This window comes from Cupriavidus sp. 01T418, assembly GCF_056398885.1.
The window spans coordinates 154,317-175,976 of sequence record NZ_JBFTQG010000007.1; the positions used below are offsets into that span (position 1 = coordinate 154,317).

Below are 21,660 nucleotides of genomic sequence, written 5' to 3' on the forward strand. Positions count from 1 at the left end.
AATCCAACCACTTTGCCCGCATCAGAAACATGATCGAAACCGACAAGCTAGCCACCGACCGGAGCGCCGATCGCGTGATCGCCACCACCGCCGTCTCCCCCAACGAGGAGGCCTTCGAGCGGGCGTTGCGCCCCAAGCTGCTCGACGAATACGTCGGCCAGGAGAAAGTGCGCGGCCAGCTCGACATCTTCATGCATGCGGCGCGCAACCGCCGTGAAGCGCTCGATCACGTGCTGCTGTTCGGTCCGCCGGGCCTGGGCAAGACGACGCTGGCGCACATCATCGCCCGCGAGATGGGCGTCAACCTGCGCCAGACCTCGGGCCCGGTGCTGGAGCGCCCGGGCGACCTGGCCGCGCTGCTGACCAACCTGGAAGCCAACGACGTCCTGTTTATCGACGAAATCCACCGCCTGTCGCCGGTGGTCGAGGAAATCCTGTACCCGGCGCTGGAGGACTACCAGATCGACATCATGATCGGCGAAGGCCCGGCCGCGCGCTCGGTCAAGCTCGACCTGCAGCCCTTCACGCTGGTCGGCGCCACCACCCGCGCCGGCATGCTGACCAACCCGCTGCGCGACCGTTTCGGCATCGTCGCGCGGCTGGAGTTCTACACTGCCGAGGAACTGGGGCGCATCGTCACGCGCTCCGCGCAATTGCTGGGCGCGCCCATCGATCCCCTGGGCGCACTGGAAATCGCCCGCCGCGCGCGCGGCACGCCGCGGATCGCCAACCGGCTGCTGCGCCGCGTGCGCGACTTCGCCGAAGTCAAAGGCGACGGCAACATCACCCGCGCCATCGCCGACGCCGCCCTGGTCATGCTCGACGTGGATGCGGTCGGTTTCGACCTGATGGACCGCAAGCTGCTGGAGGCGATCCTGATCAAGTTCAGCGGCGGACCCGTAGGCGTCGATAACCTGGCCGCCGCCATCGGCGAGGAGCGCGACACCATCGAGGATGTGCTCGAACCGTTCCTGATCCAGCAGGGCTACCTGCAGCGCACGCCCCGGGGCCGCATGGCCACCCCCGCTGCCTACCGGCATTTCGGGCTGGCAGCACCCGGCGAGAGTGGCGACCAGCCGCCGGAATAAGGCGCAGACGATAATCGCCTGCAACAACCCGGGACCGCCGTTTCCCTTCCCCCGCATCAAGTTCTTTCGAGAACCGCAGACAATTTTTTTGCTGGCAGCAGCCTCCTCGTCCACAATGGTTTAGCCCCGACCGCCGAAACAAGGCAACGTCCGATGCCAGACGGCCGGCCAACTTTTCCCAGACAGGAGAGAGCACATGAATCGACGCCAGTTTGTTACCCGGATGGCGGGCTCGGGCCTTGTGGTGGCCACGGCATTTACCACGGGCTGCACCACCACCGGCTCCGATGCGCCAACCGATCCCGCCGCAAAGCGGCAAGAAATCGATGCAGGCGCCAACGGCGCGATCAACCGCCTGTTCTCGACTGTCGATGGCACGCGCGAGCTGGCCAACCGCGCGCAAGGGATCCTGATCTTCCCGCGCGTGCTATCGGGGGGCGTGGGGATCGGCGGCGAATACGGCGAAGGGGTGCTGCGCTCCAGGGGATCGTCGGTGGGCTATTACCGCACCACCTCGGCCTCGATCGGCGCGACGCTCGGCGGCCAGTCCAAGTCCGTCGTGCTGATGTTCATGACGCCCGAGGCCTACAACAAGTTCGTCAACAGCAACGGCTGGACGGTCGGCGCGGATGCCGGCGTGGCGCTCGCCAAGTTCGGCGCCAACGGCAAGCTCGATACCATGACCGGCCAGCAGCCGGTAATCGGCTTCGTGCAGACCAATGCGGGCCTGATGTTCGATATTTCGCTGGATGGCTCGAAGATCAGCAAGCTGAGCATCTGACCCCGGGGTCATGCGGCCAGCCCTGGCCTGCCCGCCGGGCCAGGACTGCGATCGCTCGCACTGTGGCGGGCACGGGGGTTGCTTGGCTGGCATAATCGCCCGAAAACCGCCCCTGGAATCCCCCATGACCACGACCACCGCCACGCCCGGCCACACCGGGCGCGTCTACCGTTACTACGACCTCCTGATGGTGGCGTTCGTCACGGTCCTGCTCTGCTCCAACCTGATCGGCGCGGCCAAGGCGGCCCAGGTCACGCTGCCGTGGATCGGCGCGGTGACGTTCGGCGCGGGCGTGCTGTTCTTCCCGATCTCGTATATTTTTGGCGACGTGCTGACCGAGGTCTACGGCTACGGGCGCGACCGCCGGGTGGTCTGGGCCGGCTTTGCCGCGCTGGCGTTCGCCACCTTCATGAGCATGGTGGTGCTGAAGATGCCGGTGGCGCCCTTCATGAGCGACTACCAGAAGAGCCTGGAAGATGTGTTCGGCAATACCTGGCGCATCGTGCTCGGCTCGCTGATCGCGTTTTGCTGCGGCAGCTTTGCCAACAGTTTCGTGCTGGCCAAGATGAAGCTGTGGAGCGAAGGCCGCTGGCTGTGGACGCGCATCATCGGCTCCACGCTGGCCGGCGAACTGGTCGATTCCTCGCTGTTCTACGTGATCGCCTTCTATGGCATCTGGCCGCTGGAAAAGGTCATCCAGGTCGCCATTGCCCAGTACATCCTCAAGACCAGCTGGGAAGTGGTGATGACGCCGCTCACCTACAAGGTGGTGCGGTTCCTCAAGCACGCCGAGCGCGAGGACCACTACGACCGCGACACCAATTTCACGCCCTTCCGGCTGCGGGTCTAGCGCATCGCTGCCGCTTGCCCGCGCCCCCCGGCGGCTAAGGGACCCGGCGGTCGACTTCGTCCAGGGTCAGCGCTTCGAGGTGTCCCACGTCGGCCCATTGCATGACCGTCAACCGCACGCTATCGCAGCGCAGGCGGTTGATGCTGGCGTTCAGCAGTGCGTGCCGGCGCGGCGCCTCCAGCGTCATGTCGTTGGCCTCGCGGTACAGGCAGTCCAGCACGCCGCCGTGCGCCACCAGGGCGATGCGCTCGCCCGGATGGCGGCGCCCCAGCGCCAGGGCGGCTTCGACCGCGCGCTCGTGGAAGGCCAGCAAGGACTCTCCGCCATCGGGCGCATAGTCCGGGATGCGTGCCTGCCACCTGGCGAAATCCTCGGGCAATTGCGCGGCCACGTCCGCGTAGGTCATGCCCTCCAGTGTGCCGTAGCAGCGTTCGCGCAGGCGGGAATCGGACTGTACCGCGAGGCCGAGCGCCCCGGCCAGAGGCGCCGCCGTCTGCATCGCCCGTGACAGGTCGCTGGCGTAGACCGCATCGATCGGCTCGCCCGCGAGCGCCTGGGCCAGGGCATCCGCTTGCGCCACGCCGGTGGCGTTGAGCGGGATGTCGAGCTGCCCTTGCAGGCGCTGCTCGCGGTTCCAGGCGGTTTCACCGTGACGGATCAGGATCAGGTGGGTGAAGGCCAGCGAATGCGGCCCGGGCAATTGCGACATGCCGTTTCCTTTACACGATTCAAGCAATTCAAGCAATTCAAGCGATCCACGCGACGCTACGCGGTCGTGGCGGCCCTGGCGGCAGCGCTTTCGCGCCGCCAGCCGGCAGCTTGCCGTGCCGGTGGGTCAGCCGGCGAGTTTCGGATTGAGGGTATAGGTGCCGGTGAACGCGGCCTGGGCCAGCACATGGCCCTGGATCGCTTCGCGTACCTGCGCCCCCGTGAAGGTGCCCTCGAGCGGCAGGCGGTCGAGGTCAAGCGCATAGACCGTGAACACGTAGTGGTGCATCAGGGTGTCGTTCCACGGGGGGCAGGGGCCATCGTAGCCGTAGTAATCGCCCTTCATGTCGGGGTCGCCGGCAAACCAGCCGGTATAGTCGTTCACGCCGTGGCGCAGGCCGCCCGCCGCGGCGGTGCCGCCGGTGGCCTCGGGGCCCGGCTTGCCGCGCGCGATCACGCCGTCGCTATGGCTGCCGGCCGAGATCGTACGCAGCCCGGGCGGAATGTCCACCAGCACCCAGTGGAAAAAGTCCACGCGCGGCAGCGATGCGGGCACTTCGCGGCCTTCCTGGTTGACATCGTCGCCGCGGCTGGGCACGTCGCGGTCATGGCAGATCACCACAAAGGAACGCGTCTCTGCCGGGGCATCATCCCAGTGCAGGTCGGGATTGCGGTTGCTCGACAACGTCACGTGCGTGGCGGGATCGATCGCGCAAAAGGCGTATTCGACGGGGATGGGCCCGTTGTCGGCAAATGCCTTGCTCCAGAATTTCATGTGGCTCTCCTTGCTGTATGTGCCGCGCACGGCGCGGCATGCGGGATCGGGCCGTGGCGTGCCCCGGCGGTGTGGTCAGGCGGTAGCTGAGTTGTAGCAGCCCGTCGTCGAAAACGCGATGCGCGGCCAGGCGCCAGTCCGGGCAACCGCTGCCGGTAGACAGCCGGTCCGCGCTGCCGTCCGGCGAGGCGATCATGCCGTCGAGGCTGGTGGCAATGCACAGGGTCACGGGCTGGGCCATGGTCGATGCGGTCGGCGCGGCGGCCAGGATGGTCAGCGCGCGGCGGCGGGCGGCACCCGCAGCCAGAACGTAACGGGCCCGTCATTGACCAGGCTGACCTGCATCATGGCGCCGAACTCGCCGGTCTGCACTTCGCTGTGCGCGGAGCGTGCCCGGGCCACGAAATGGTTGTACAGGCGCTCTCCATCCGCCGGCGCCGCGGCCGGGGTGAAGCTTGGCCGCGTGCCGCTGTTGGTATCGGCGGCCAGCGTGAACTGCGACACCACCAGCAGGCCGCCGCGCGTGCCGCGGCCATCGATGTCCTGCACCGGCAGGTTCATCTTGCCGTCGGCGTCGGAGAATACGCGGTAGGCCAGCAGCTTGGCGAGCAGGCGCTCGGCCTGCGCCTCGGTGTCGCCGCGCTCGGCGCACACCAGGGCCAGCAGCCCGGCACCGATCTCGCCGGTAATTCTTCCGTCAACGGTGACGCGGGCCTGGGCGACCCGCTGGATCAGCGCGATCATGCGCAGTGCCTGGCCGGGCTCAAGCCAGCGTCACGCGCGCGAAGCGGCGCTTGCCGACCTGCACGACGTAGGTGCCTGCAGCCAGCTTCAAACCCTTGTCGCTGACGATGGCGCCGTCGATCTTGACACCGCCCTGCTCGATATTGCGGTTGGCTTCCGAGGTGGACGGCACCAGGTTGGCCTGCTTGAGCAACTGGGCGATGCCCAGCGGCGCGCCCGTCAGGCTGACAGCGGGGATCTCGTCGGGCACGCCGCCGCGCGCGCGGTGGTTGAAGTCCTCGAGCGCGCGCCCGGCATCGGCAGCGCTGTGGAAGCGCGTGACGATTTCCTGGCCGAGCAGCACCTTGCAGTCGCGCGGGTTGCGGCCCAGTGCGATCTCCTGCTTCATCAGGTCGATCTCGCTCATCGGCCGGAACGACAGCAGTTCGAAGTACTTCCACATCAGGTCGTCGGAAATGCTCATCAGCTTGCCGAACATCTCGCTCGGGGCCTCGGTCACGCCGATGTAGTTGCCCTTGGACTTGGACATCTTCTCCACGCCGTCCAGGCCCACCAGCAGCGGCATGGTCAGGATGCACTGCTGCTCCTGGCCGTACTCCTTCTGCAGCTCGCGGCCCACCAGCAGGTTGAACTTCTGGTCGGTGCCGCCGAGTTCCAGGTCCGACTTGAGCGCGACCGAATCGTAGCCCTGCATGAGAGGGTAAAGGAATTCATGCACCGAAATGGGAATCCCGGTGCGGAACCGCTTGGTGAAGTCGTCGCGCTCCATCATCCGCGCCACGGTGTATTTGGCAGCCAGCTGGATCATGCCGCGCGCGCCGAGCGGGTCGCTCCACTCGCTGTTGTAGCGGATCTCGGTCCTGGCCGGATCGAGCACCAGGCTGGCCTGGCGGTAGTAGGTCTGGGCGTTGGCCTCGATCTGCTCGCGCGTGAGCGGAGGACGCGTAGCGTTGCGCCCGGACGGGTCGCCGATGGTGGAGGTGAAATCGCCGATCAGGAAAATCACCTGATGGCCCAGATCTTGCAGCTGGCGCAGCTTGTTGAGCACCACCGTGTGGCCGATGTGGATGTCGGGCGCGGTCGGGTCCAGGCCCAGCTTGATGCGCAGCGGCACACCGGTGGCCTCGCTGCGCGCGAGCTTGGCCAGCCATTCGGATTCGACCAGCAATTCGTCGCAACCGCGTTTGGACACCTCCAGGGCGTGCATCACGGTGGGCGTGAGGGGGTAGGAGGTGGCAGCGCCGGAGGAAACTTCAGTCATGACGTAAGTCTTTGAAAAACATGAAAATTCGAACGGGGACACAAAAACGGCCGGCGGCCGCTTTTGGTATAATCCGCGCTTCTTGTGCCGAGGGGGCAAATCCCGTCAGCCAACCGCCATTCTAGGCGGCAAACCAATATGGCAGGCGCCGCACCTCGGGGGAGGAAGGCAGACGAGGCAAATCGTCGCGGCAGCGYAGCCCGAACCAAAGAGTGAATTTTACGTGATGTGGTCCAGACTCCGCGAAGTTTTCGCGCGTGAACTGGTGGTTCTAGTCGATCCGACCAATGCCCTGCACGCCCGCCGGCGCAAGCAGTTGACAGCAGCGGTTGGCACGGTGTTCACGCTGGGCATGGCCGCCGCCATGGGCGTGGCTCCCCGTAGCGCCTTCGATGACCCCCAGGCTCCGCGTGTCCGTGAGGCGATACGCCTGCCCGATTTGCGCGCGCAACTCGAACAGCTTACCGAAACCGACGCCACCTTCGTGCGCGAGGAGCGCATGCAGCGCGGCGACACCATTGCCAGCCTGCTCAAGCGGCTCGGCGTGGACGACCCCGATGCGCAGGAATTTATCCGCCGCAACAGCACCGCTCGCGGCCTGTTCGACCTCAATCCGGGCCAGACCGTGCAGGCCGAGGTTGACGAGAACAACCTGCTGGTGTCGCTCCAGGCCAACCTCGGGGGTGATGCAAAAGCCTCGCGCGAGCTGGTGATCGAACGCGTCGGCAATGACGAGCCGGTCTACAAGGCGCGCGTGCAATTGGTGAAAAACGAACTGCAATACGAGATGCTGTCCGGCGCCATCGCCACGGGCGGCTTCTTCAAGGCCATGGACGCGGCCAAGGTACCGGACGACATCGTGCAGCAGATGCTCTCGATCTTCTCCGGCGTGATCGACTTCCACCACGACATCACCAGCGGCGACCGTTTCCGCATCGTCTACGAAGCCGGCTTCCGCGACGGCGCCTTCGTGCGCAACGGCCGCGTGGTCGCGGTCGAGCTGATCAACAACAACCAGCTGCACCAGGCGCTCTGGTACGCGCCGGAAGGCGGCGGCCAGGGTGCTTACTACACATTCGACGGACGCAGCATGAAGCGGCCGTTCCTGCGCTCGCCGGTGGAGTTCTCGCGTGTATCGTCGGGCTTCGGCGGGCGCGACCATCCGCTGCACCATCAATGGGCGCAACACAAAGGTGTGGACTTTGCCGCGCCTACCGGCACCAAGGTGATGGCTACCGGCGAGGGCGAGGTCGAATTTGCCGGCCAGCAGAACGGCTACGGCAATATCGTCATCCTCAAGCACCATAGCGGCTACTCGACCTACTACGCCCACCTGTCCGGCTTTGCCGGCATGAAGCGCGGAGAACATGTGTCGCAAGGGCAAGTCATTGGCTACGTGGGCCAGACCGGCTGGGCCACCGGCCCGCACCTGCACTACGAGTTCCGTGTCAACGACGTGCCGCTGAACCCGCTGGCCATCGCCGCGCTGGACACGCCCGCGCTGGCGGGCCCGGTGCGCCAGCAGTTCCTGAGCTATACCAGCGAGCTGCTGAGCCGCATCAACGCGCTGCGCACCTACAACGTGGCTTCCGCCAACAACTGAACGAGCCGCCCCCAGCATGCAGACCGCGTCCCCAGACTGCTTTATCGGCATCATGTCCGGCACCAGCATGGACGGCGCGGACGGCGTGCTGGTCGACTTCGCGGGGCCGCGTCCCACGGTGCTCGCGGCGGCCTACCAGCCCTTCCCGGCCGAACTGCGCGAAGCCTTCGTGGCGCTGCAGCAGCCTGGCGACAATGAAATCCACCGGGAGGCGCTGGCGGCCAACGGGCTGGCGCGCGTCTACGCCGCTTGCGTGGCGACGCTGCTGCGCGAGGCCGGCCTGGCACCGGCTGCCATCGCCGCGATTGGCGCGCACGGCCAGACGGTGCGCCACCGGCCCGGCCTCTACGACGGCATCGGCTATACCCGCCAGAGCCAGCATCCGGCTTTGCTGGCCGAACTGGCCGGCATGGATGTGGTAGCCGATTTCCGCGGCCGCGACGTGGCCGCCGGCGGACAGGGCGCGCCGTTGGTGCCGGCCTTGCACCAGGCCCTGTTCGGCGACGCCGCCGAGACGCGGGTAGCCTGCAATATCGGCGGCATTTCCAATATCAGCGTGCTGCCCGCCGCGGGCGAGAGTGGCGCGGCACGCCCGGTCACCGGCTTCGACTGCGGTCCGGGCAATGTGCTGCTCGACTACTGGATCGACCGGCACCAAGGCCTGGCCTACGATGCCGGCGGCGCCTGGGGAGCCAGCGGCAAGGTCGACCAGGCCCTGCTGGCGCAGCTGCTTGCCGAGCCTTACTTCAGCGTGGCCCCGCCCAAGAGCACGGGCCGCGACCTTTTTCACCCCGCCTGGCTGGAGCGTCATCTTGCCCGGCTCGGCCAGCCCCTCGATCCTGCCGACGTGCAGGCCACCCTGGCCGCGCTGACGGCCGAGGCCATCGTCCGCGATGTCCGCGCGCATGCGCCCGATGCCGCGCGCCTGATTGTTTGCGGCGGCGGCGCCCGCAACGGCCTGGTGATGGCGCTGCTGGCGCAGGCGCTGCCCGGCGTGACGGTGCAAAGCTCGGATGACCTGGGTGTGCCCGTATCGCAGGTGGAAGGCATTGCCTTTGCCTGGCTGGCGCGCCAGATGCTGCGGCGCGCCCCGGGCAATGTGCCTACCGTGACCGGCGCGGCCGGTCCGCGCGTGCTGGGCGCGCTTTACCCTCGATAGCACGCGGGCTTCCCCGCGCCGCTGCTGCTATGCCGGCTCGGCGTGCCCTGCCTCGCAAACCCACTGGATAAACGTCTCGGCGACCGGCGAAGGCCGCATTGCCGGAGACCGCGCCAGCACCACGCGCTGGGGCGTCACGGCTTCGCGCAGCGGCAGGCAGACGATGGGCTCGCCGTCGTAGCTGTGATCGCCCGCCGGCCGCGTGCACGACAGGGCCACGCCGTAGCCATGCGCCACCAGGCCGCGCTGCATCTCGAAGGTCTGCGTGTACTGGTGCAGTTGCGGCCGCAGGCCATGCGCCCAGAACAGCGAGAGGAAGTACTCGCGTGTCTGCGCGATGTCCTCCAGGATCAGCCGCTCGCCAGCCAGGTCCTTCAGGCTCACGCTCGGCTGCCCGGCCAGCGCGTGGCCGGCCGGCAGCAGCGCATAAGGCTCCAGCCGCGCCAGCGTCCAGCGGGGAATGCGCTGGTCGAAGCCGAGGTCGTAGGTCAGCGCCAGTTCCGCCTTGCCGGCGCTCAGCGTGCGATGCACGGTGGCAAGGTCGGCCTCGAACAGGGTCACGGCAACGAGCGGATGCATCCGTCGAAAGCCAGCCAGCAACCGGGGGGCGTAGTAAGCGCCGAGATCCTGGAAACACGTCAGCGAAAGTTGCCCGCTCAAGCCACGCGCCTGCGCCTGGCCGCCGCCATCGGTGCCCAGCCCGGCTGCCAGCGCCAGGATGTCGCGCGCGCGCCCTAGCAGGCGCTGTCCCGCCGGCGTCAACTCCAGCCCGCGGCTTACCTGGCGGCGGAACAAGGTTTCGCCCAGCACCTCTTCGAGCTGGGCCACCGCCTGCGACACCGAGGGCTGCGACACGTGACGGGCGCGCGCCGCGGCGCTGATGCTGCCGTGCTCGGCGGCAGCGACGAAGTACTCAAGCTGGCGGAAGGAGAAGGCGATCATGATTTCCTATACTACAGCATAGGAAATATATTCTTTTCCTATTGCCTGCCAGCCCCGATACTCGTCCCGACACCAGCCATCCACATGGGATCCACATGCACATCACCGCAGCCGACATCGAAACCTACCAACGCGACGGTGCCCTGGTGCTGCGCGGCGCCTTTGCCGATTGGGTGACCTCGCTACGTGAAGGATTCGAGCAGAATCTGGCCAAGCCCGGCCCCTTCACCATCGAAAACGTCGGCACCGGCGAGCGCGGGCGCTTCTTCGAGGATTACTGCAACTGGCAACGTATCGCGCCTTTCACCGATTTCATCGAGCGCTCCCCAGCCGCCGCCATCGCTGGGCAGATCATGCAGGCCGAGGCCGTCCAGGTTTTCCATGAACACATCCTGGTCAAGGAGCCCGGCACGGCAAAGCCCACGCCGTGGCACCAGGACCTGCCCTATTACTGCGTGGATGGATTGCAGACCGCGAGCTACTGGATCCCGCTGGACCCGGTCACCACCGCCAATACCTTGCGCGTGGTACTGGGCTCGCACCGCTGGCCCAAGCTGGTGCGCCCGAAACGCTGGGCCAGCAATGAGAATTTCTATGCCGGCGATGACCAGTTCATGGAAATGCCGGACGTGGACGATGGCAGCCACGCCATCCTGATCCCCGAACTGGAGCCCGGCGATGCCGTGGTGTTCGACTTCCGCACCGTGCATGGCGCCGCCGGCAATACCGGCACGGGACGGCGCCGCGCTTTCTCGGCCCGTTTCCTGGGCGACGATGTGCGCTACCTGGCGCGGCCGGGGCGCACCTCGCCGCCCTTCCCGGGGATCGGGCAGCGCAGCGGCGAACGGATGCGGGAGGACTGGTTTCCGGTTGTCTGGCGCCGGGACCAGTAAGCGGGCCGCGGCCTTGGGCAATAAAAAAGCGCACCGAAGTGCGCTTTTTTATTGCCACAGAATCCGCGGCGCTCTGGCGAGCCTTACACCGAGAACGAAGAGCCGCAACCGCAGGTGGTGCTTGCGTTGGGATTCTTGATCACGAACTGGGCGCCGTTGATGTCTTCCTTGTAATCGATCTCCGCGCCCACCAGGTACTGGTAGCTCATCGAATCGATCAACAACGTGACACCGTTCTTGTCCAGCGTGGTGTCGTCCTCGTTCACTTCCTCATCGAAGGTGAAGCCGTACTGGAAGCCGGAACAACCGCCGCCCTGCACGAACACGCGCAGTTTCAGATCGGCATTGCCCTCTTCCTCGATCAACTGCTTGACCTTGTCGGCAGCGCTGTCGGTAAAGACGAACGGGGCCGGCATGTCCTCGGTAACGGGTGCCTCTGCGACTGCGTTCATGGGGTTCTCCTGTTTAGATACGCCTGTATTTTAAGCGCTCTGGCAAGATCGTGCCGAAACCCCGCGAATTCAAGGGGTTCTGCTTCCGCAACGGGGACCAAGTGCGGTATCAGTCGTAATCCTGCGCGCCAGATGCCAGGACCAGGTTGGGCGGAGCCTTGGGTTCGCCGTTGCCCAGCGGCACCAGGCGGCCCTCGACCAGCGCGCCCTGGTGCATTTCCAGCGCGGCGTAGTGTACCTCGCCGTGGACACGCGCATGCGGCTGCAGCTCCAGCAGCTCGGCGGCGTGCACCGGCCCGGTGACCGTGCCGTTGAGGATCAGGTGGCCTACCCGGACTTCGCCGTCCACCACGCCTTTTTCGCTGATGACCAGCATGCTGGCCTGATCGGCGGCGGCCGTCACATTGCCACGCACCCGCCCGTCCAGGCGCAGGCCGCCAGAGAACGTCAGGTCGCCCTCGATCACGCTGTGCTGGCCGATCAGGGTATCGATCGCCAGGCCCTTCTTCTTGGAAAACAACATAGGTCCCTTTTCTCGTTGCTGGCCCAGCGCAAGCCTCAAGGCATCGCCGTTTCGGTTGCGCGCAACTGACCGCCCTGCAATATTCGTGCTGTCACTGCCCGCACCGCGGCGCCGGGCGGCAGGGCGAAAGCGCCTTCGATCCGCTGGTAATGCGTCAGGCGCAAGCCGGGCAACGAGCTGGCCCCGGCTTCGGGCAGGCTCAAAGTGACCGGTTTGCCATTCCGCATCAGGGAGACGACCAACTGTAACTCACCCCGGAATTCCGGCAAGGAAGAAAAAGCCTTGGATCCGCCCTGCATTATCAGCAAGCGATATTGCATTTTCTGTGCGTCGGCTTCATCAAGACTGACACGAAAACTCCGAACGCGGACGCCGGAAGTATTGCCGCTGGCCGGCAGCAGGCTTTCGAAAAAGGCCAGATCCTCCCTGGCCTGGGCGACCTCGCCCTCTGCGGCCTTCAACTGCCGGGCCAGGCCTTCCTGGGCAGCGCGCGCCATCTGCAATTGCGCCTCGGCGGTATTGGCTACCGCCTGCAAGCGCTCCTGCTGCACCGCCATCGTCGCCACCTGCTGCCGCAGCGCCGCGTTCTCCGCCGACATGCCCGGCGCCGCGCCAGTCAGGCGCCGGCCGGCGTCATACGCCCACCCCGCGGCGAGCACCGCGACGACCACCACCAGCGCCACGGCCAGTACGCGCAACGGCCACGGCAGATGCGAACGCACCGCCAGGCGCGCGGATAGCGGGCCACGGCGCGGACGCAGCAAGCGGTACTTCATGCGTCACTGGCACGCAGCGAAGACTGGCTGGCGCGGTGCGGGTTAGCTGGCCATTGGCTCATGGTCGAGTTCTCCGGGCGGCGGGAGCAGGGATTGTATCCGTCTAGATGCAAAGTAATTGTAAAACATGGTTAAAACCCGACATTGAGGGTGGCGCCCACCTCTTGCGACCATCCACGGCCCCCGAAAAAAAACCGCACGGAGAACCGTGCGGTTTTTTCTTGTACGGCCAGATCCGGTTGCACCGGACCCGCCGAACAGGCATTAACGCTTCGAGAATTGCTTCCGACGACGCGCCTTGTGGAAACCAACCTTCTTACGTTCCACTTCACGTGCATCGCGCGTGACGAAACCGGCCTTGGACAGCGTCGGCTTCAGGGTGGCATCGTAGTCGATCAGTGCACGGGTGATGCCATGGCGCACTGCGCCGGCTTGACCCGTTTCACCGCCGCCGGTCACGTTGACCTTGATATCAAAGGTCTCTACGTTGGCGGTCAGTTCGAGCGGCTGGCGCACGATCATCAGCGAGGTTTCGCGAGCGAAATATTCACTGATGGGCTTGCCGTTGACGATGATATCGCCCTTGCCCGACTTGATGAAGACGCGAGCCACGGCGCTCTTGCGGCGGCCAGTACCGTAATTCCAATTTCCGATCATGGATGGCCCCCTTAGATTTCCAGCGCCTTAGGCTGCTGCGCTTCATGCGGATGATCAGCTTCGGCGTAAACCTTCAGCTTCTTGATCATTGCATAGCCCAGCGGGCCCTTCGGCAACATGCCCTTGACAGCTTTTTCCAGGGCGCGGCCCGGGAAACGCTGCTGCATCTTGCCAAACGTCGTTTCGTAAATGCCGCCCGGGTAACCCGAGTGACGATAATACTTCTTGTCGGTTTCTTTGGTACCCGTGACACGCAGCTTGGCTGCGTTGACGATGATGATGTAATCACCCGTGTCGACGTGCGGAGTAAATTCCGGCTTGTGCTTGCCGCGCAGTCGGCGTGCCACTTCGCTGGCAACACGGCCGAGGACTTTGTCCGTCGCGTCAATCACGTACCAGTCGCGCTTAACCTCTGCAGGCTTTGCGGAAAAGGTCTTCATGATTTTTCCTGAGACTTTGTAGAACCTGCCCGAAACATGACTTGCGTCGTCGGTCGACCCTTAGGATCTGACCTTCCTGCTTGTATATGCAGGCTCTCCCTGAATTCTTTCTCCGCGGGCATGACGGAAAAGCCGACGAGTATACTGCGGATTCCGGCACATGTACAAGCAAAGTTGGGGAAGGACACCAAGATGGTGACGCCGTTCGCATGGCTTGCCCGCCCGCGGCTGTCGAAAGCTGCACATGACGCACTCGACTGGCGCTTGGAAGGGGCTCCGCGCGGGCGCGGGATAAAAAAAACCCAAGCTATTGAGCTTGGGTTTGAATCCACCAAAGGAGGAGGTGGAGGAGACACTGGGAGATCGACGGGGCTGCATCGTGGTGCGGTTCGATTTCGCACTCTGCGACGCCTTGTGCGCCGTCGTTCAATGATTGAAATTATACACGAGCGCCTTCGCAGCGCAAGGGAATTTGCAGTGCGAAATGCCATCCCGCATTGTAAAAAATGACAGTGACATTTGGCGAGATTTTTTATGATTAAAAATCAGACACTTAGGATGAAAGTGCACTATCGCCGTGCCGTCATTTTAGAGGAAAGCTTCAGTTTTCGGCAAAATGGCCGATCCGCGGCGCCTCCTTGCAAGTGCCCTATACTCAAAAAGCAAGTTTTGAAATCGCGTGTTCTTGATTGAATGCGCACTCACCAGAACACAGGAACGAACAAAATGGAATGCAAAGTGACATGGATGGGCACCGACGGCATGAGCTTCGTGGCCGAGACGGGCAGCGGCCATATCGTGGCCATGGACGGCGCGCCCGAGGGCGGCGGCCACAACCTGGCGCCGCGTCCGATGGAAATGGTACTGCTGGGAACCGGGGGTTGCACCGCCTATGACGTGGTGCTGATCCTGAAGCGCGGCAGGCAAGACGTGCGCGGCTGCAGCGTGAAGCTGGAAGCCGAGCGCGCCGGCGAGGATCCGAAGGTGTTCACCCGGATCAATTTCCATTTCACGGTCAGCGGCAAGAACCTCAACCCCGCCACCGTCGAGCGCGCCATCCAGCTGTCGCACGACAAGTATTGCTCGGCCTCGATCATGCTGGCCAAGACGGCGGAAATCACGCACACGATGGAAATCGTCGAGGCGTAAGCCCCGTACGCTAGCCCCGGACAGCCGGCCCGGCCAGTGCGCGCCCATGCGGATGGGCGGCTGGCCATGCCGGGAAATTCGAGAAGCAAAGCAGGCCGATAAGCCGGATTCTGTGCGCACCGGGTTCCTTGCGGTCGCCGGCACGTGACAATCATTCCTCTAGGCCGGCCGTTACCGACCGGCTCAAGCTCCCTACCCGCAGGCTCAGCGGGCCGCCTCAATGCCTGCCTATTTGGGATTGCTCCGGGTGGAGGTTACCGCGTTTCACCCTTCCCATCGGGCGAACCCGATGGCAAGACTCGTCTCTGTGGCCCTATTCCGCACGTTACCGTGGATGGTCATTAGCCAACACCCTGCCCTGTGGAGTCCGGACTTTCCTCCCCTTGCACACCTTGCGGGTGCAAGCAGCGATTGTCTGGCCTGCTTTGCGGCCCGCAGTCTAACACCGATTTCACACCGATTGGCAGGGAAACGGCCACCCGCATGCGTGTTGCCCGCCAGGCGGCCTGGGCGCGGCGTCCGCGGCGGAACACGCTGGTATCCGCGTAGTAGGCCGGATCGCGATTGGCTTCGCACCAGCCCGGAATGCCCAGCACCGGCAGGGGCGCAAAGCGGCCGCTGTGCAGTTCGGCGGCCTCGAGCGACGCGCACACGGCGTCGTCCAGCGAGCCCGGCAGCGCCGCGCCGGCTTCCGGCGGCACAGCCAGCGGCCAGGCGTGCGCGGTCAGGGCTTTGTAGGGCCGCACCAGTTTTTCCAGCAAGGCGTGCCCGAACGGCACCACGGTGCAGCGGGCGCCCTCCCCCTCGCCGCCCGTCTCTGCGCCACCCACCCAGACCGAACGCCGGGCCACGAACAGATGCTCCCAGCCAAAACCACGCAGCACGGATTCCAGGCCGCTGTCGGCACTCAGGAACAGGATGGCGTTTTCGTCGAACAAGGTAGCGGCGTCGCGCAGGCTGCCGCGCCGGCTTTGCACGCCCGTCGCGGCGATGGCGTGGGCCTGCAGCCGGTTCAGTACCCGCTTGGAGCGGGGGAAATGCAGCCAGACCAGCGCATTGAAGAAGTCGTGCAAGTTGTCACGCGTCGRCACGGCGCCGGTGGCGAAGATATGCGACTCATACGCGGTGCCGGCTGGCAGTTCGGCCTGCGGCACGAAGCGCAAGGGCACGCCGCAGGCGTTGCGCAAGGCGAGCCGCGCGGCCATGTCACCGAGGCTGGCGCGCAAGTCGGCGCCACCCTGCAGTGCCGCGGCGAGGGCCGTGCCGTACGGGGCGAACGGGCGGAACCAGGGCTGCGCCCAGTCGATTTCCGCCACCGAAGCGGCCAGCCGTGTCCCGGTTGCCGCATCATGCGAAACTGGCACAATCCGGCCCTTTTTGCTGACTTCCACTACGCCAGCGCGGCTTAGCGAGCCTTCCAGCGCAGCGTCTCGCCGCCGCGCAGCGGTACCAGGGTGGTATCGCCGAAGGGCAGTTCGGCCGGCAGTTCCCAGTCCTCGCGGCTCAGGGTCAGCGTGCCGCTGTTGCGCGGCAGGTTGTAGAAAGCCGGGCCGTTGAAGCTGGCAAAGGCTTCCAGCTTGTCCAGCGCGCCGGCAGCTTCGAAAGCCTCGGCATACAGCTCCATGGCGTGCAGCCCGGTGTAGCAACCGGCGCAGCCGCAAGCGTGCTCCTTCAGGCCGCGCGCGTGCGGGGCGCTGTCGGTGCCGAGGAAAAAGCGCGGGCTGCCCGATACCGCCGCGGCCACCAGGGCCTCGCGGTGGGTTTCGCGCTTGAGCACCGGCAGGCAGTAGTAGTGCGGGCGGATGCCGCCGGTGAAGATGGCGTTGCGGTTGTAGAGCAGGTGGTGGGCGGTGATGGTGGCGGCGACCGGGCCTTCGGCGTCGCGCACATAATCGGCGGCGTCCCTGGTGGTGATGTGCTCGAACACCACCTTGAGGGCCGGGAAGTCGCGGCGCAGCGGGGCCATCACCTGGTCGATGAAGACCGCTTCGCGATCGAAGATGTCGATCGCCGGGTCGGTCACTTCGCCGTGCACCAGCAGCGGCATGCCCACGCGCTGCATGGCTTCCAGCGCGGCGGCGCAGTGGCGCAGGTCGGTCACGCCGGCGTCGCTATTGGTGGTGGCGCCCGCCGGATACAGCTTGACCCCATGCACGAAGCCGCTGGCCTTGGCCGCAACGATTTCCTCGGCGCTGGTCTTGTCGGTCAGGTAGAGCGTCATCAGCGGCTCGAACGCCAGTCCCGCCGGCAGCGCCGCCAGGATGCGGTCGCGATAGCCCGCGGCCTGCGCCACCGTGGTCACGGGCGGCTTCAGGTTGGGCATGATGATGGCGCGGGAGAACTGGCGGGCGGTGTCGGGCAGCACGGCGGCCAGGGCGGTGCCGTCGCGCAGGTGCAGGTGCCAGTCGTCCGGGCGGGTGATGGTGAGGGTCTGGGTCATGGCTTTCGGGGGGAGCCAGCCGGCGGTTGCGGCTGGCTCTTTGCTTGAAGATTACAGAATCAGGATGGCGCGGTAGTCGTTCACATTGGTGCGCGTGGGACCGGTCACCACGAGATCGCCCGCGGCGTCGAAGAAGCCCCAGGCGTCGTGCGCGTCGAGCCGGGCCCGTGCCGGGGCACCGGCGGCCTGCGCACGGGCCAGCGTGGACGGGTCCAGCAAGGCGCCGGCATTGTCCTCGGAGCCGTCGATGCCGTCGGTGTCGGCCGCGATGGCATACACATTGTCCGCGCCGTCCAGCTCAAGCGCCAGCGAAAGCAGGAACTCCGAACAACGCCCGCCACGGGGCTTTGCCGCCGCCGCGCCACCGCCCTGCGGCAGCGTGACGGTGCATTCACCGCCGGAAATCAACGCCACCGGGGCCGCGAACGGCGCATTGTACGCGCGAATCTCGCGCACCAGCGCAGCGTAGACCCGCGCCACTTCCTGTGCTTCGCCGGTCACAGTGTCGCCCAGCACCACCGGCTGGATGCCCCGGGCGCGGAAGTGATCCGCAGCCGCCACCAGGCTGCCGTGGGCGGTGGCGATGACGCGGTTCTCGACCCGTGCGAACAGCGGATCGCCGGGCTTGGGCGTTTCCGCCACTTCGCCGCGGGCGCCGCGTTCGAGGTAATCCTGCACTACCGGCGGCACCACCGCACCGTAGCGGCGCAGGATAGCCAGCGCATCCCCATAGGTGCTCGGATCCGGCACGGTGGGGCCGGAAGCGATCGCGCTAGGGTCATCCCCCGCCACGTCCGATACGATCAGCGTGGTCACTGGCGCGCGGCTGGCCTGGGCAAGGCGTCCGCCCTGGATGCGCGACAGGTGCTTGCGCACGATATTCATATCCGTGATGGGGGCGCCGCAGCGCAGCAGTTCTTTCGTCGTTGCCTTGAGATCGGCCATGGCAATGCCTTCGGCGGGCAGCGACAGCAGGCTGGAACCGCCGCCCGATACCAGCACGACCAGCCTGTCGTCCGGGCCCAGTTCGCTGACCCGCGCCAGGATCCCGGCGGCGGCGCGCTCACCGGACTCGTCCGGCACCGGATGGCCGGCCTCGATCACGCGGACGTGTTTGGTCGGCAGGCCATGGGCGTAGCGCGTGACCACCAGGCCTTCGATCGCATGGCTGGGGTCAAGGCGCGCATAGGCTTGCTCCACGGCCAGGGCCATCGAGGCCGCCGCCTTGCCGGCACCAACCACCAGGGTGCGGCCGCCCGGCTGCGGCGGCGGCAGGTGCTCCGCCACGATGCACAGCGGATCGGCCGCCGCCACGGCGGCGTGGAAGGTATCCAGCAGCAAGGCGCGTGCTTCGGCAGCGCTGGCCGGAATCGTTGCTGTGGCCTGCCTCATAGGGCCTCCGCAATGGCTTGTCCGAGCTCGGCCGTACCGGCCGTGCCGCCGATATCGCGCGTCAGCGGGGCGTGTTCCGGCCCCGCCGCCAGCACTTTTTCGATGGCGCCGAGCACGGCCGCGCCGGCTTCCGGCTGGCCCAGGTGCTCCAGCATCATGGCGCCGCACCAGATCTGGCCGATCGGGTTGGCGACCCCGCGCCCCGCGATGTCCGGCGCGGAGCCGTGCACCGGCTCGAACAGGCTGGGGAAGGTACGGTCCGGATTGATATTGCCCGAGGGCGCGATGCCGATGGTGCCGGTGCAGGCCGGACCCAGGTCCGACAGGATGTCGCCGAACAGGTTGCTGGCAACCACCACGTCGAACCAGTCGGGATGCTGCACGAAGTGCGCGGTCAGGATGTCGATATGGTACTTGTCGACCTTCACGCCGGGGTAATTCGCGGCCATGGCCTCCACGCGCTCGTCCCAGTACGGCATGGTGATGGAGATGCCGTTGGACTTGGTGGCCGAGGTCAGATGCTTGCCCGGCCGCTTTTGCGCCAGCTCGAAGGCGAATTTGAGGATGCGGTCCACGCCGGTGCGGGTCATCACCGTCTCCTGGATCACCACCTCGCGGTCGGTGCCGGGGAACATGCGCCCGCCGATGCTGGAGTACTCGCCTTCGGTGTTTTCGCGCACCACGTAGAAATCGATGTCGCCGGGCTTGCGCGCATTGCCGTTGCGGTCCACCAGCGGGCTGCGGATACCGGGCATCAGCCGCACCGGGCGCAGGTTGACGTATTGGTCGAAGGAGCGGCGGAATTGCAGCAGCGAGCCCCACAGCGAGACATGATCGGGCACGGCGTCGGGCCAGCCCACCGCGCCGAAGTAGATGGCATCGTACCTGACCAGGGTGTCGAACCAGTCGTCCGGCAACATCTTGCCGTGGCGGGCGTAGTAGTCGCAGCTGGAGAAGTCGAAGTGATCGAATTGCATGTCGACGCCGAACCGGCGCGCGGCGGCGTCCATCACCCGCAGGCCCTCGGGCATCACTTCGGTGCCGATGCCATCGCCGGGGATGACTGCGATCTTGTATTTATTCATGTCTCGGAGACCCGCTGAACAGGTATTGAAATCGGGGGAACGCACACTGCAAGACGCGATGCGCTTGGCAGATAACCCGGGCAGGCCGGATAATGGAATATTCTATTGCAATCCGGCAGCCTGCTGCCGGTCCGGTGCCCGCCATGTGCCAGCTGCTCGGCATGAACTGCGCCACGCCGACCGACGTGACGTTCTCCTTTACCGGCTTCGCCGCCCGCGGCGGCGTCACGGATCACCATGCCGACGGTTTCGGCGTGGCGTTCTTCGAGGACAAGGCCTGCCGCCTGTTTATCGACAACCAGTCCGCCGGCACCTCGCCGGTCGCCGAGCTGATCAAGCGCTATCCGATCAAGTCCAAGAACGTCATCTCGCATATCCGCAAGGCGACGCAGGGCACGGTGCTGCTGGAGAACTGCCATCCCTTCATGCGCGAGCTGTGGGGCCGGCACTGGATCTTCGCCCACAACGGCGACCTGAAGAATTTCTCGCCCTTCCTGTCCGGGGTCTACCAGCCGGTCGGCGACACCGATAGCGAACTCGCCTTCTGCACGCTGATGCAGGGGCTGCGCAAGCGCTTCCCCGGCTCGCAGCCGCCGCTCAACGAGCTGTGCCACGCGCTGGCGGACATCACGCGCGAGATTACGCTGCATGGCGTATTCAACTACCTGCTGTGCAACGGGCAGGCGCTGTTCGCCCACTGCTCCACTCGCCTGTACTACATCGTGCGCCAGTGGCCATTCTCCACCGCCCACCTGATCGACGCCGACCTGTCGATCGATTTCGCCCAGGTCACCACGCCCGACGACCGCGTGGCGGTGATCGCCACCGCGCCGCTGACCGACAACGAGACCTGGACCGCCTTTGCCCCGGGCGAGCTGATGATGTTCGAGGAAGGCCGCTCGGTGATGATGCTGACCGTGCCGATCCCGCCGGAAATCCAGGCCAGGAACGCGGCCAATAGCGCCTGCACCTGAGCGCAGGCGCGCGGGATGGAAAAAGGGACGCCAGGCGTGCTGAATGCCCTGTCACCGGATCAGGGGCATTTTTTCATGGCCACGATCTCTCTCCCACAAGTTCGGGCATGCTAGCCGCCGCGCTTGCTCCGTCTGATGACTGCTGGGGGCATCCTGTCGCACCTGGTCGCGCCTGACGGAGCCTTGTATGATTCGATGGGACTAAATAACCCAAGCCGCTTAGGTTTGCTACAATCGATGCCGACAGTCCTGTCGATTTTTGGCCTGCGCGTGGTGATCTACCCCAACGACCATCGTCCGGCCCACGTGCATGTGATGGGCAAAGGCTGCGAGGCGGTGTCCATTCTGCATTGCCCGAGCGGTCCACCCGAGTTACGCGAAAACTATGGGTTTTCGGCCAAGGATCTGACGCGGATTGCCGGCGAACTGATCGCCAACCTGGCGGCGCTGTGCAGCGACTGGAGAGGCATTCATGGAAATTACTGACGACGTGCTGGCCGCCGCGAATCAGCGGGGGGCCGCCAGGAAGGCCGACTTTCCGGCGGTCGTGTCGGTACGCTATGATCGACGCGTCGCCCGTATCGTGATCGCGCTGGCGTCCGGGCTCGAGCTGGCTTTTTCGCCCAAGCATGCGCAGGGACTCGAGCGCGCGCATCCGGCCGATCTCGCTGACGCGGAAATCAGCCCATCGGGTCTGGGCATCCATTTCCCGCACCTGGACGCCGACCTGTATTTGCCGGCGCTGCTCGAGGGCTTGCTCGGATCGAAGCGGTGGATGGCGGCCGCGTTGGGCAAGCGCGGTGGCGCTGTATCGAGCGAGGCCAAGGCATCGGCCGCACGCCAGAACGGCAGGCTGGGTGGGCGCCCAAGAAAGCCGAAGGATCTGATCGCCTGAATAGGGCGTGGGAGCATGGTTTCGACCGCCTCCGGTCTGCTCGCACCCGCTTTCAAAGCAAATGTAGGGAAGC

Annotated in this window: 23 protein-coding genes, 1 other RNA gene and 1 pseudogene; 10 read left to right on the forward strand and 15 right to left on the reverse strand. The window is 65.7% G+C overall.

Annotated elements, in window-relative coordinates:
• Nucleotides 1-29 precede the first annotated feature (29 nt).
• From ruvB to AC1DQ3_RS10740, 3 genes are all read left to right on the forward strand, one after another.
• Nucleotides 30-1,088 carry a Holliday junction branch migration DNA helicase RuvB gene (gene ruvB, locus AC1DQ3_RS10730; protein ID WP_477120170.1) on the forward strand — a complete coding sequence of 353 codons (1,059 nt, stop codon included), beginning with the start codon at nt 30-32 and terminating at the stop codon, nt 1,086-1,088.
• A gap of 196 nt (nt 1,089-1,284) precedes the next feature.
• Nucleotides 1,285-1,869, forward strand: a complete 585-nt coding sequence (locus tag AC1DQ3_RS10735; RefSeq protein WP_477120171.1) for a BPSL1445 family SYLF domain-containing lipoprotein — start codon at nt 1,285-1,287, stop codon at nt 1,867-1,869.
• 124 nt (nt 1,870-1,993) lie between these two features.
• A complete protein-coding gene (locus AC1DQ3_RS10740) occupies nt 1,994-2,719 on the forward strand; it encodes a queuosine precursor transporter (RefSeq protein WP_477120172.1) in 726 nt (241 codons plus the stop codon).
• A gap of 34 nt (nt 2,720-2,753) precedes the next feature.
• On the opposite strand, the gene AC1DQ3_RS10745 is transcribed toward AC1DQ3_RS10740, so the two are convergent.
• The 4 genes from AC1DQ3_RS10745 to tyrS all read right to left on the reverse strand — a co-directional run bounded on the left by AC1DQ3_RS10745 (nt 2,754) and on the right by tyrS (nt 6,207).
• The gene (locus AC1DQ3_RS10745; RefSeq protein ID WP_477120173.1) at nt 2,754-3,428 is read right to left on the reverse strand and encodes a histidine phosphatase family protein; all 675 of its coding nucleotides are present in this window, start codon (nt 3,426-3,428) and stop codon (nt 2,754-2,756) included.
• A gap of 126 nt (nt 3,429-3,554) precedes the next feature.
• Entirely contained in the window at nt 3,555-4,202 is a 648-nt protein-coding gene (locus AC1DQ3_RS10750; RefSeq protein ID WP_477120174.1) for a YbhB/YbcL family Raf kinase inhibitor-like protein, read from the reverse strand.
• A 273-nt stretch (nt 4,203-4,475) separates the two neighbouring features.
• A complete protein-coding gene (gene dtd, locus AC1DQ3_RS10755) occupies nt 4,476-4,946 on the reverse strand; it encodes a D-aminoacyl-tRNA deacylase (RefSeq protein ID WP_477120175.1) in 471 nt (156 codons plus the stop codon).
• A gap of 19 nt (nt 4,947-4,965) precedes the next feature.
• Nucleotides 4,966-6,207: a tyrosine--tRNA ligase gene (gene tyrS, locus AC1DQ3_RS10760; protein ID WP_477120176.1), complete on the reverse strand. Its 1,242-nt coding sequence runs from the start codon at nt 6,205-6,207 to the stop codon at nt 4,966-4,968.
• A gap of 226 nt (nt 6,208-6,433) precedes the next feature.
• Between tyrS and AC1DQ3_RS10765 the strand changes: the two genes are divergently transcribed.
• Together AC1DQ3_RS10765 and AC1DQ3_RS10770 are read left to right on the forward strand one after the other, a co-directional pair.
• Nucleotides 6,434-7,810 (forward strand): peptidoglycan DD-metalloendopeptidase family protein, encoded by a 1,377-nt coding sequence (locus tag AC1DQ3_RS10765; RefSeq protein WP_477120177.1) that lies wholly within the window; start codon nt 6,434-6,436, stop codon nt 7,808-7,810.
• 16 nt (nt 7,811-7,826) lie between these two features.
• On the forward strand, nt 7,827-8,969 hold the full coding sequence (locus AC1DQ3_RS10770) for an anhydro-N-acetylmuramic acid kinase (RefSeq protein WP_477120178.1): 1,143 nt from the start codon (nt 7,827-7,829) through the stop codon (nt 8,967-8,969).
• A gap of 27 nt (nt 8,970-8,996) precedes the next feature.
• On the opposite strand, the gene AC1DQ3_RS10775 is transcribed toward AC1DQ3_RS10770, so the two are convergent.
• A complete protein-coding gene (locus AC1DQ3_RS10775; RefSeq protein ID WP_477120179.1) occupies nt 8,997-9,911 on the reverse strand; it encodes a LysR substrate-binding domain-containing protein in 915 nt (304 codons plus the stop codon).
• Nucleotides 9,912-10,006: 95 nt separating this feature from the next.
• Here AC1DQ3_RS10775 and AC1DQ3_RS10780 point away from each other — a divergent pair, with 95 nt between their 5' ends.
• Nucleotides 10,007-10,804 carry a phytanoyl-CoA dioxygenase family protein gene (locus AC1DQ3_RS10780; RefSeq protein ID WP_477120180.1) on the forward strand — a complete coding sequence of 266 codons (798 nt, stop codon included), beginning with the start codon at nt 10,007-10,009 and terminating at the stop codon, nt 10,802-10,804.
• Nucleotides 10,805-10,887: 83 nt separating this feature from the next.
• Here AC1DQ3_RS10780 and erpA read toward each other — a convergent pair whose 3' ends face one another.
• From erpA to rplM, 5 genes are all read right to left on the reverse strand, one after another.
• On the reverse strand, nt 10,888-11,256 hold the full coding sequence (gene erpA / locus AC1DQ3_RS10785) for an iron-sulfur cluster insertion protein ErpA (protein ID WP_017225530.1): 369 nt from the start codon (nt 11,254-11,256) through the stop codon (nt 10,888-10,890).
• A gap of 109 nt (nt 11,257-11,365) precedes the next feature.
• Nucleotides 11,366-11,779 carry a bactofilin family protein gene (locus tag AC1DQ3_RS10790; protein WP_477120181.1) on the reverse strand — a complete coding sequence of 138 codons (414 nt, stop codon included), beginning with the start codon at nt 11,777-11,779 and terminating at the stop codon, nt 11,366-11,368.
• Nucleotides 11,780-11,814: 35 nt separating this feature from the next.
• Nucleotides 11,815-12,501: a DUF6776 family protein gene (locus tag AC1DQ3_RS10795; RefSeq protein WP_477120182.1), complete on the reverse strand. Its 687-nt coding sequence runs from the start codon at nt 12,499-12,501 to the stop codon at nt 11,815-11,817.
• A 318-nt stretch (nt 12,502-12,819) separates the two neighbouring features.
• Nucleotides 12,820-13,212 (reverse strand): 30S ribosomal protein S9, encoded by a 393-nt coding sequence (gene rpsI / locus AC1DQ3_RS10800; RefSeq protein WP_045237843.1) that lies wholly within the window; start codon nt 13,210-13,212, stop codon nt 12,820-12,822.
• An 11-nt stretch (nt 13,213-13,223) separates the two neighbouring features.
• The gene (gene rplM / locus AC1DQ3_RS10805; protein ID WP_017226025.1) at nt 13,224-13,652 is read right to left on the reverse strand and encodes a 50S ribosomal protein L13; all 429 of its coding nucleotides are present in this window, start codon (nt 13,650-13,652) and stop codon (nt 13,224-13,226) included.
• Between the two features lie 726 nt (nt 13,653-14,378).
• Here rplM and AC1DQ3_RS10810 point away from each other — a divergent pair.
• Nucleotides 14,379-14,801, forward strand: coding sequence for an OsmC family protein (locus AC1DQ3_RS10810; protein ID WP_441629166.1), 423 nt, complete (start codon nt 14,379-14,381; stop codon nt 14,799-14,801).
• A gap of 83 nt (nt 14,802-14,884) precedes the next feature.
• Here AC1DQ3_RS10810 and rnpB read toward each other — a convergent pair.
• The 5 genes and pseudogenes from rnpB to AC1DQ3_RS10835 all read right to left on the reverse strand — a co-directional run bounded on the left by rnpB (nt 14,885) and on the right by AC1DQ3_RS10835 (nt 19,718).
• An RNA gene (gene rnpB / locus AC1DQ3_RS10815) (RNase P RNA component class A) lies at nt 14,885-15,228 on the reverse strand.
• An 82-nt stretch (nt 15,229-15,310) separates the two neighbouring features.
• Nucleotides 15,311-16,129 (reverse strand): annotated as a pseudogene (locus tag AC1DQ3_RS10820) (DUF3025 domain-containing protein); the annotation flags it as partial.
• A gap of 77 nt (nt 16,130-16,206) precedes the next feature.
• The gene (pyrC, locus tag AC1DQ3_RS10825; RefSeq protein ID WP_477120183.1) at nt 16,207-17,241 is read right to left on the reverse strand and encodes a dihydroorotase; all 1,035 of its coding nucleotides are present in this window, start codon (nt 17,239-17,241) and stop codon (nt 16,207-16,209) included.
• A 51-nt stretch (nt 17,242-17,292) separates the two neighbouring features.
• Nucleotides 17,293-18,633: a glycerate kinase type-2 family protein gene (locus tag AC1DQ3_RS10830; protein ID WP_477120184.1), complete on the reverse strand. Its 1,341-nt coding sequence runs from the start codon at nt 18,631-18,633 to the stop codon at nt 17,293-17,295.
• A complete protein-coding gene (locus tag AC1DQ3_RS10835; protein ID WP_477120185.1) occupies nt 18,630-19,718 on the reverse strand; it encodes a tartrate dehydrogenase in 1,089 nt (362 codons plus the stop codon). The genes AC1DQ3_RS10830 and AC1DQ3_RS10835 overlap by 4 nt, the downstream gene beginning before the upstream one ends.
• 143 nt (nt 19,719-19,861) lie before the next feature.
• Here AC1DQ3_RS10835 and AC1DQ3_RS10840 point away from each other — a divergent pair, with 143 nt between their 5' ends.
• The 3 genes from AC1DQ3_RS10840 (at nt 19,862) to AC1DQ3_RS10850 (ending at nt 21,587) form a co-directional block, all read left to right on the forward strand.
• Nucleotides 19,862-20,692, forward strand: coding sequence for a class II glutamine amidotransferase (locus AC1DQ3_RS10840; RefSeq protein ID WP_477120270.1), 831 nt, complete (start codon nt 19,862-19,864; stop codon nt 20,690-20,692).
• Between the two features lie 123 nt (nt 20,693-20,815).
• A complete protein-coding gene (locus AC1DQ3_RS10845) occupies nt 20,816-21,178 on the forward strand; it encodes a DUF4160 domain-containing protein (protein ID WP_477120186.1) in 363 nt (120 codons plus the stop codon).
• On the forward strand, nt 21,165-21,587 hold the full coding sequence (locus AC1DQ3_RS10850) for a DUF2442 domain-containing protein (RefSeq protein ID WP_477120187.1): 423 nt from the start codon (nt 21,165-21,167) through the stop codon (nt 21,585-21,587). The genes AC1DQ3_RS10845 and AC1DQ3_RS10850 overlap by 14 nt, the downstream gene beginning before the upstream one ends.
• Nucleotides 21,588-21,660 lie beyond the last annotated feature (73 nt).

Coding starts and splice junctions, on each gene's coding strand:
- ruvB (WP_477120170.1), top strand. CDS start 30: ATGATCGAAACCGACAAGCTAGCCACCGACCGGAGCGCCGATCGCGTG.
- AC1DQ3_RS10735 (WP_477120171.1), top strand. CDS start 1,285: ATGAATCGACGCCAGTTTGTTACCCGGATGGCGGGCTCGGGCCTTGTG.
- AC1DQ3_RS10740 (WP_477120172.1), top strand. CDS start 1,994: ATGACCACGACCACCGCCACGCCCGGCCACACCGGGCGCGTCTACCGT.
- AC1DQ3_RS10745 (WP_477120173.1), bottom strand. CDS start 3,428: ATGTCGCAATTGCCCGGGCCGCATTCGCTGGCCTTCACCCACCTGATC.
- AC1DQ3_RS10750 (WP_477120174.1), bottom strand. CDS start 4,202: ATGAAATTCTGGAGCAAGGCATTTGCCGACAACGGGCCCATCCCCGTC.
- dtd (WP_477120175.1), bottom strand. CDS start 4,946: ATGATCGCGCTGATCCAGCGGGTCGCCCAGGCCCGCGTCACCGTTGAC.
- tyrS (WP_477120176.1), bottom strand. CDS start 6,207: ATGACTGAAGTTTCCTCCGGCGCTGCCACCTCCTACCCCCTCACGCCC.
- AC1DQ3_RS10765 (WP_477120177.1), top strand. CDS start 6,434: ATGTGGTCCAGACTCCGCGAAGTTTTCGCGCGTGAACTGGTGGTTCTA.
- AC1DQ3_RS10770 (WP_477120178.1), top strand. CDS start 7,827: ATGCAGACCGCGTCCCCAGACTGCTTTATCGGCATCATGTCCGGCACC.
- AC1DQ3_RS10775 (WP_477120179.1), bottom strand. CDS start 9,911: ATGATCGCCTTCTCCTTCCGCCAGCTTGAGTACTTCGTCGCTGCCGCC.
- AC1DQ3_RS10780 (WP_477120180.1), top strand. CDS start 10,007: ATGCACATCACCGCAGCCGACATCGAAACCTACCAACGCGACGGTGCC.
- erpA (WP_017225530.1), bottom strand. CDS start 11,256: ATGAACGCAGTCGCAGAGGCACCCGTTACCGAGGACATGCCGGCCCCG.
- AC1DQ3_RS10790 (WP_477120181.1), bottom strand. CDS start 11,779: ATGTTGTTTTCCAAGAAGAAGGGCCTGGCGATCGATACCCTGATCGGC.
- rpsI (WP_045237843.1), bottom strand. CDS start 13,212: ATGATCGGAAATTGGAATTACGGTACTGGCCGCCGCAAGAGCGCCGTG.
- rplM (WP_017226025.1), bottom strand. CDS start 13,652: ATGAAGACCTTTTCCGCAAAGCCTGCAGAGGTTAAGCGCGACTGGTAC.
- AC1DQ3_RS10810 (WP_441629166.1), top strand. CDS start 14,379: ATGGAATGCAAAGTGACATGGATGGGCACCGACGGCATGAGCTTCGTG.
- pyrC (WP_477120183.1), bottom strand. CDS start 17,241: ATGACCCAGACCCTCACCATCACCCGCCCGGACGACTGGCACCTGCAC.
- AC1DQ3_RS10830 (WP_477120184.1), bottom strand. CDS start 18,633: ATGAGGCAGGCCACAGCAACGATTCCGGCCAGCGCTGCCGAAGCACGC.
- AC1DQ3_RS10835 (WP_477120185.1), bottom strand. CDS start 19,718: ATGAATAAATACAAGATCGCAGTCATCCCCGGCGATGGCATCGGCACC.
- AC1DQ3_RS10840 (WP_477120270.1), top strand. CDS start 19,862: ATGTGCCAGCTGCTCGGCATGAACTGCGCCACGCCGACCGACGTGACG.
- AC1DQ3_RS10850 (WP_477120187.1), top strand. CDS start 21,165: ATGGAAATTACTGACGACGTGCTGGCCGCCGCGAATCAGCGGGGGGCC.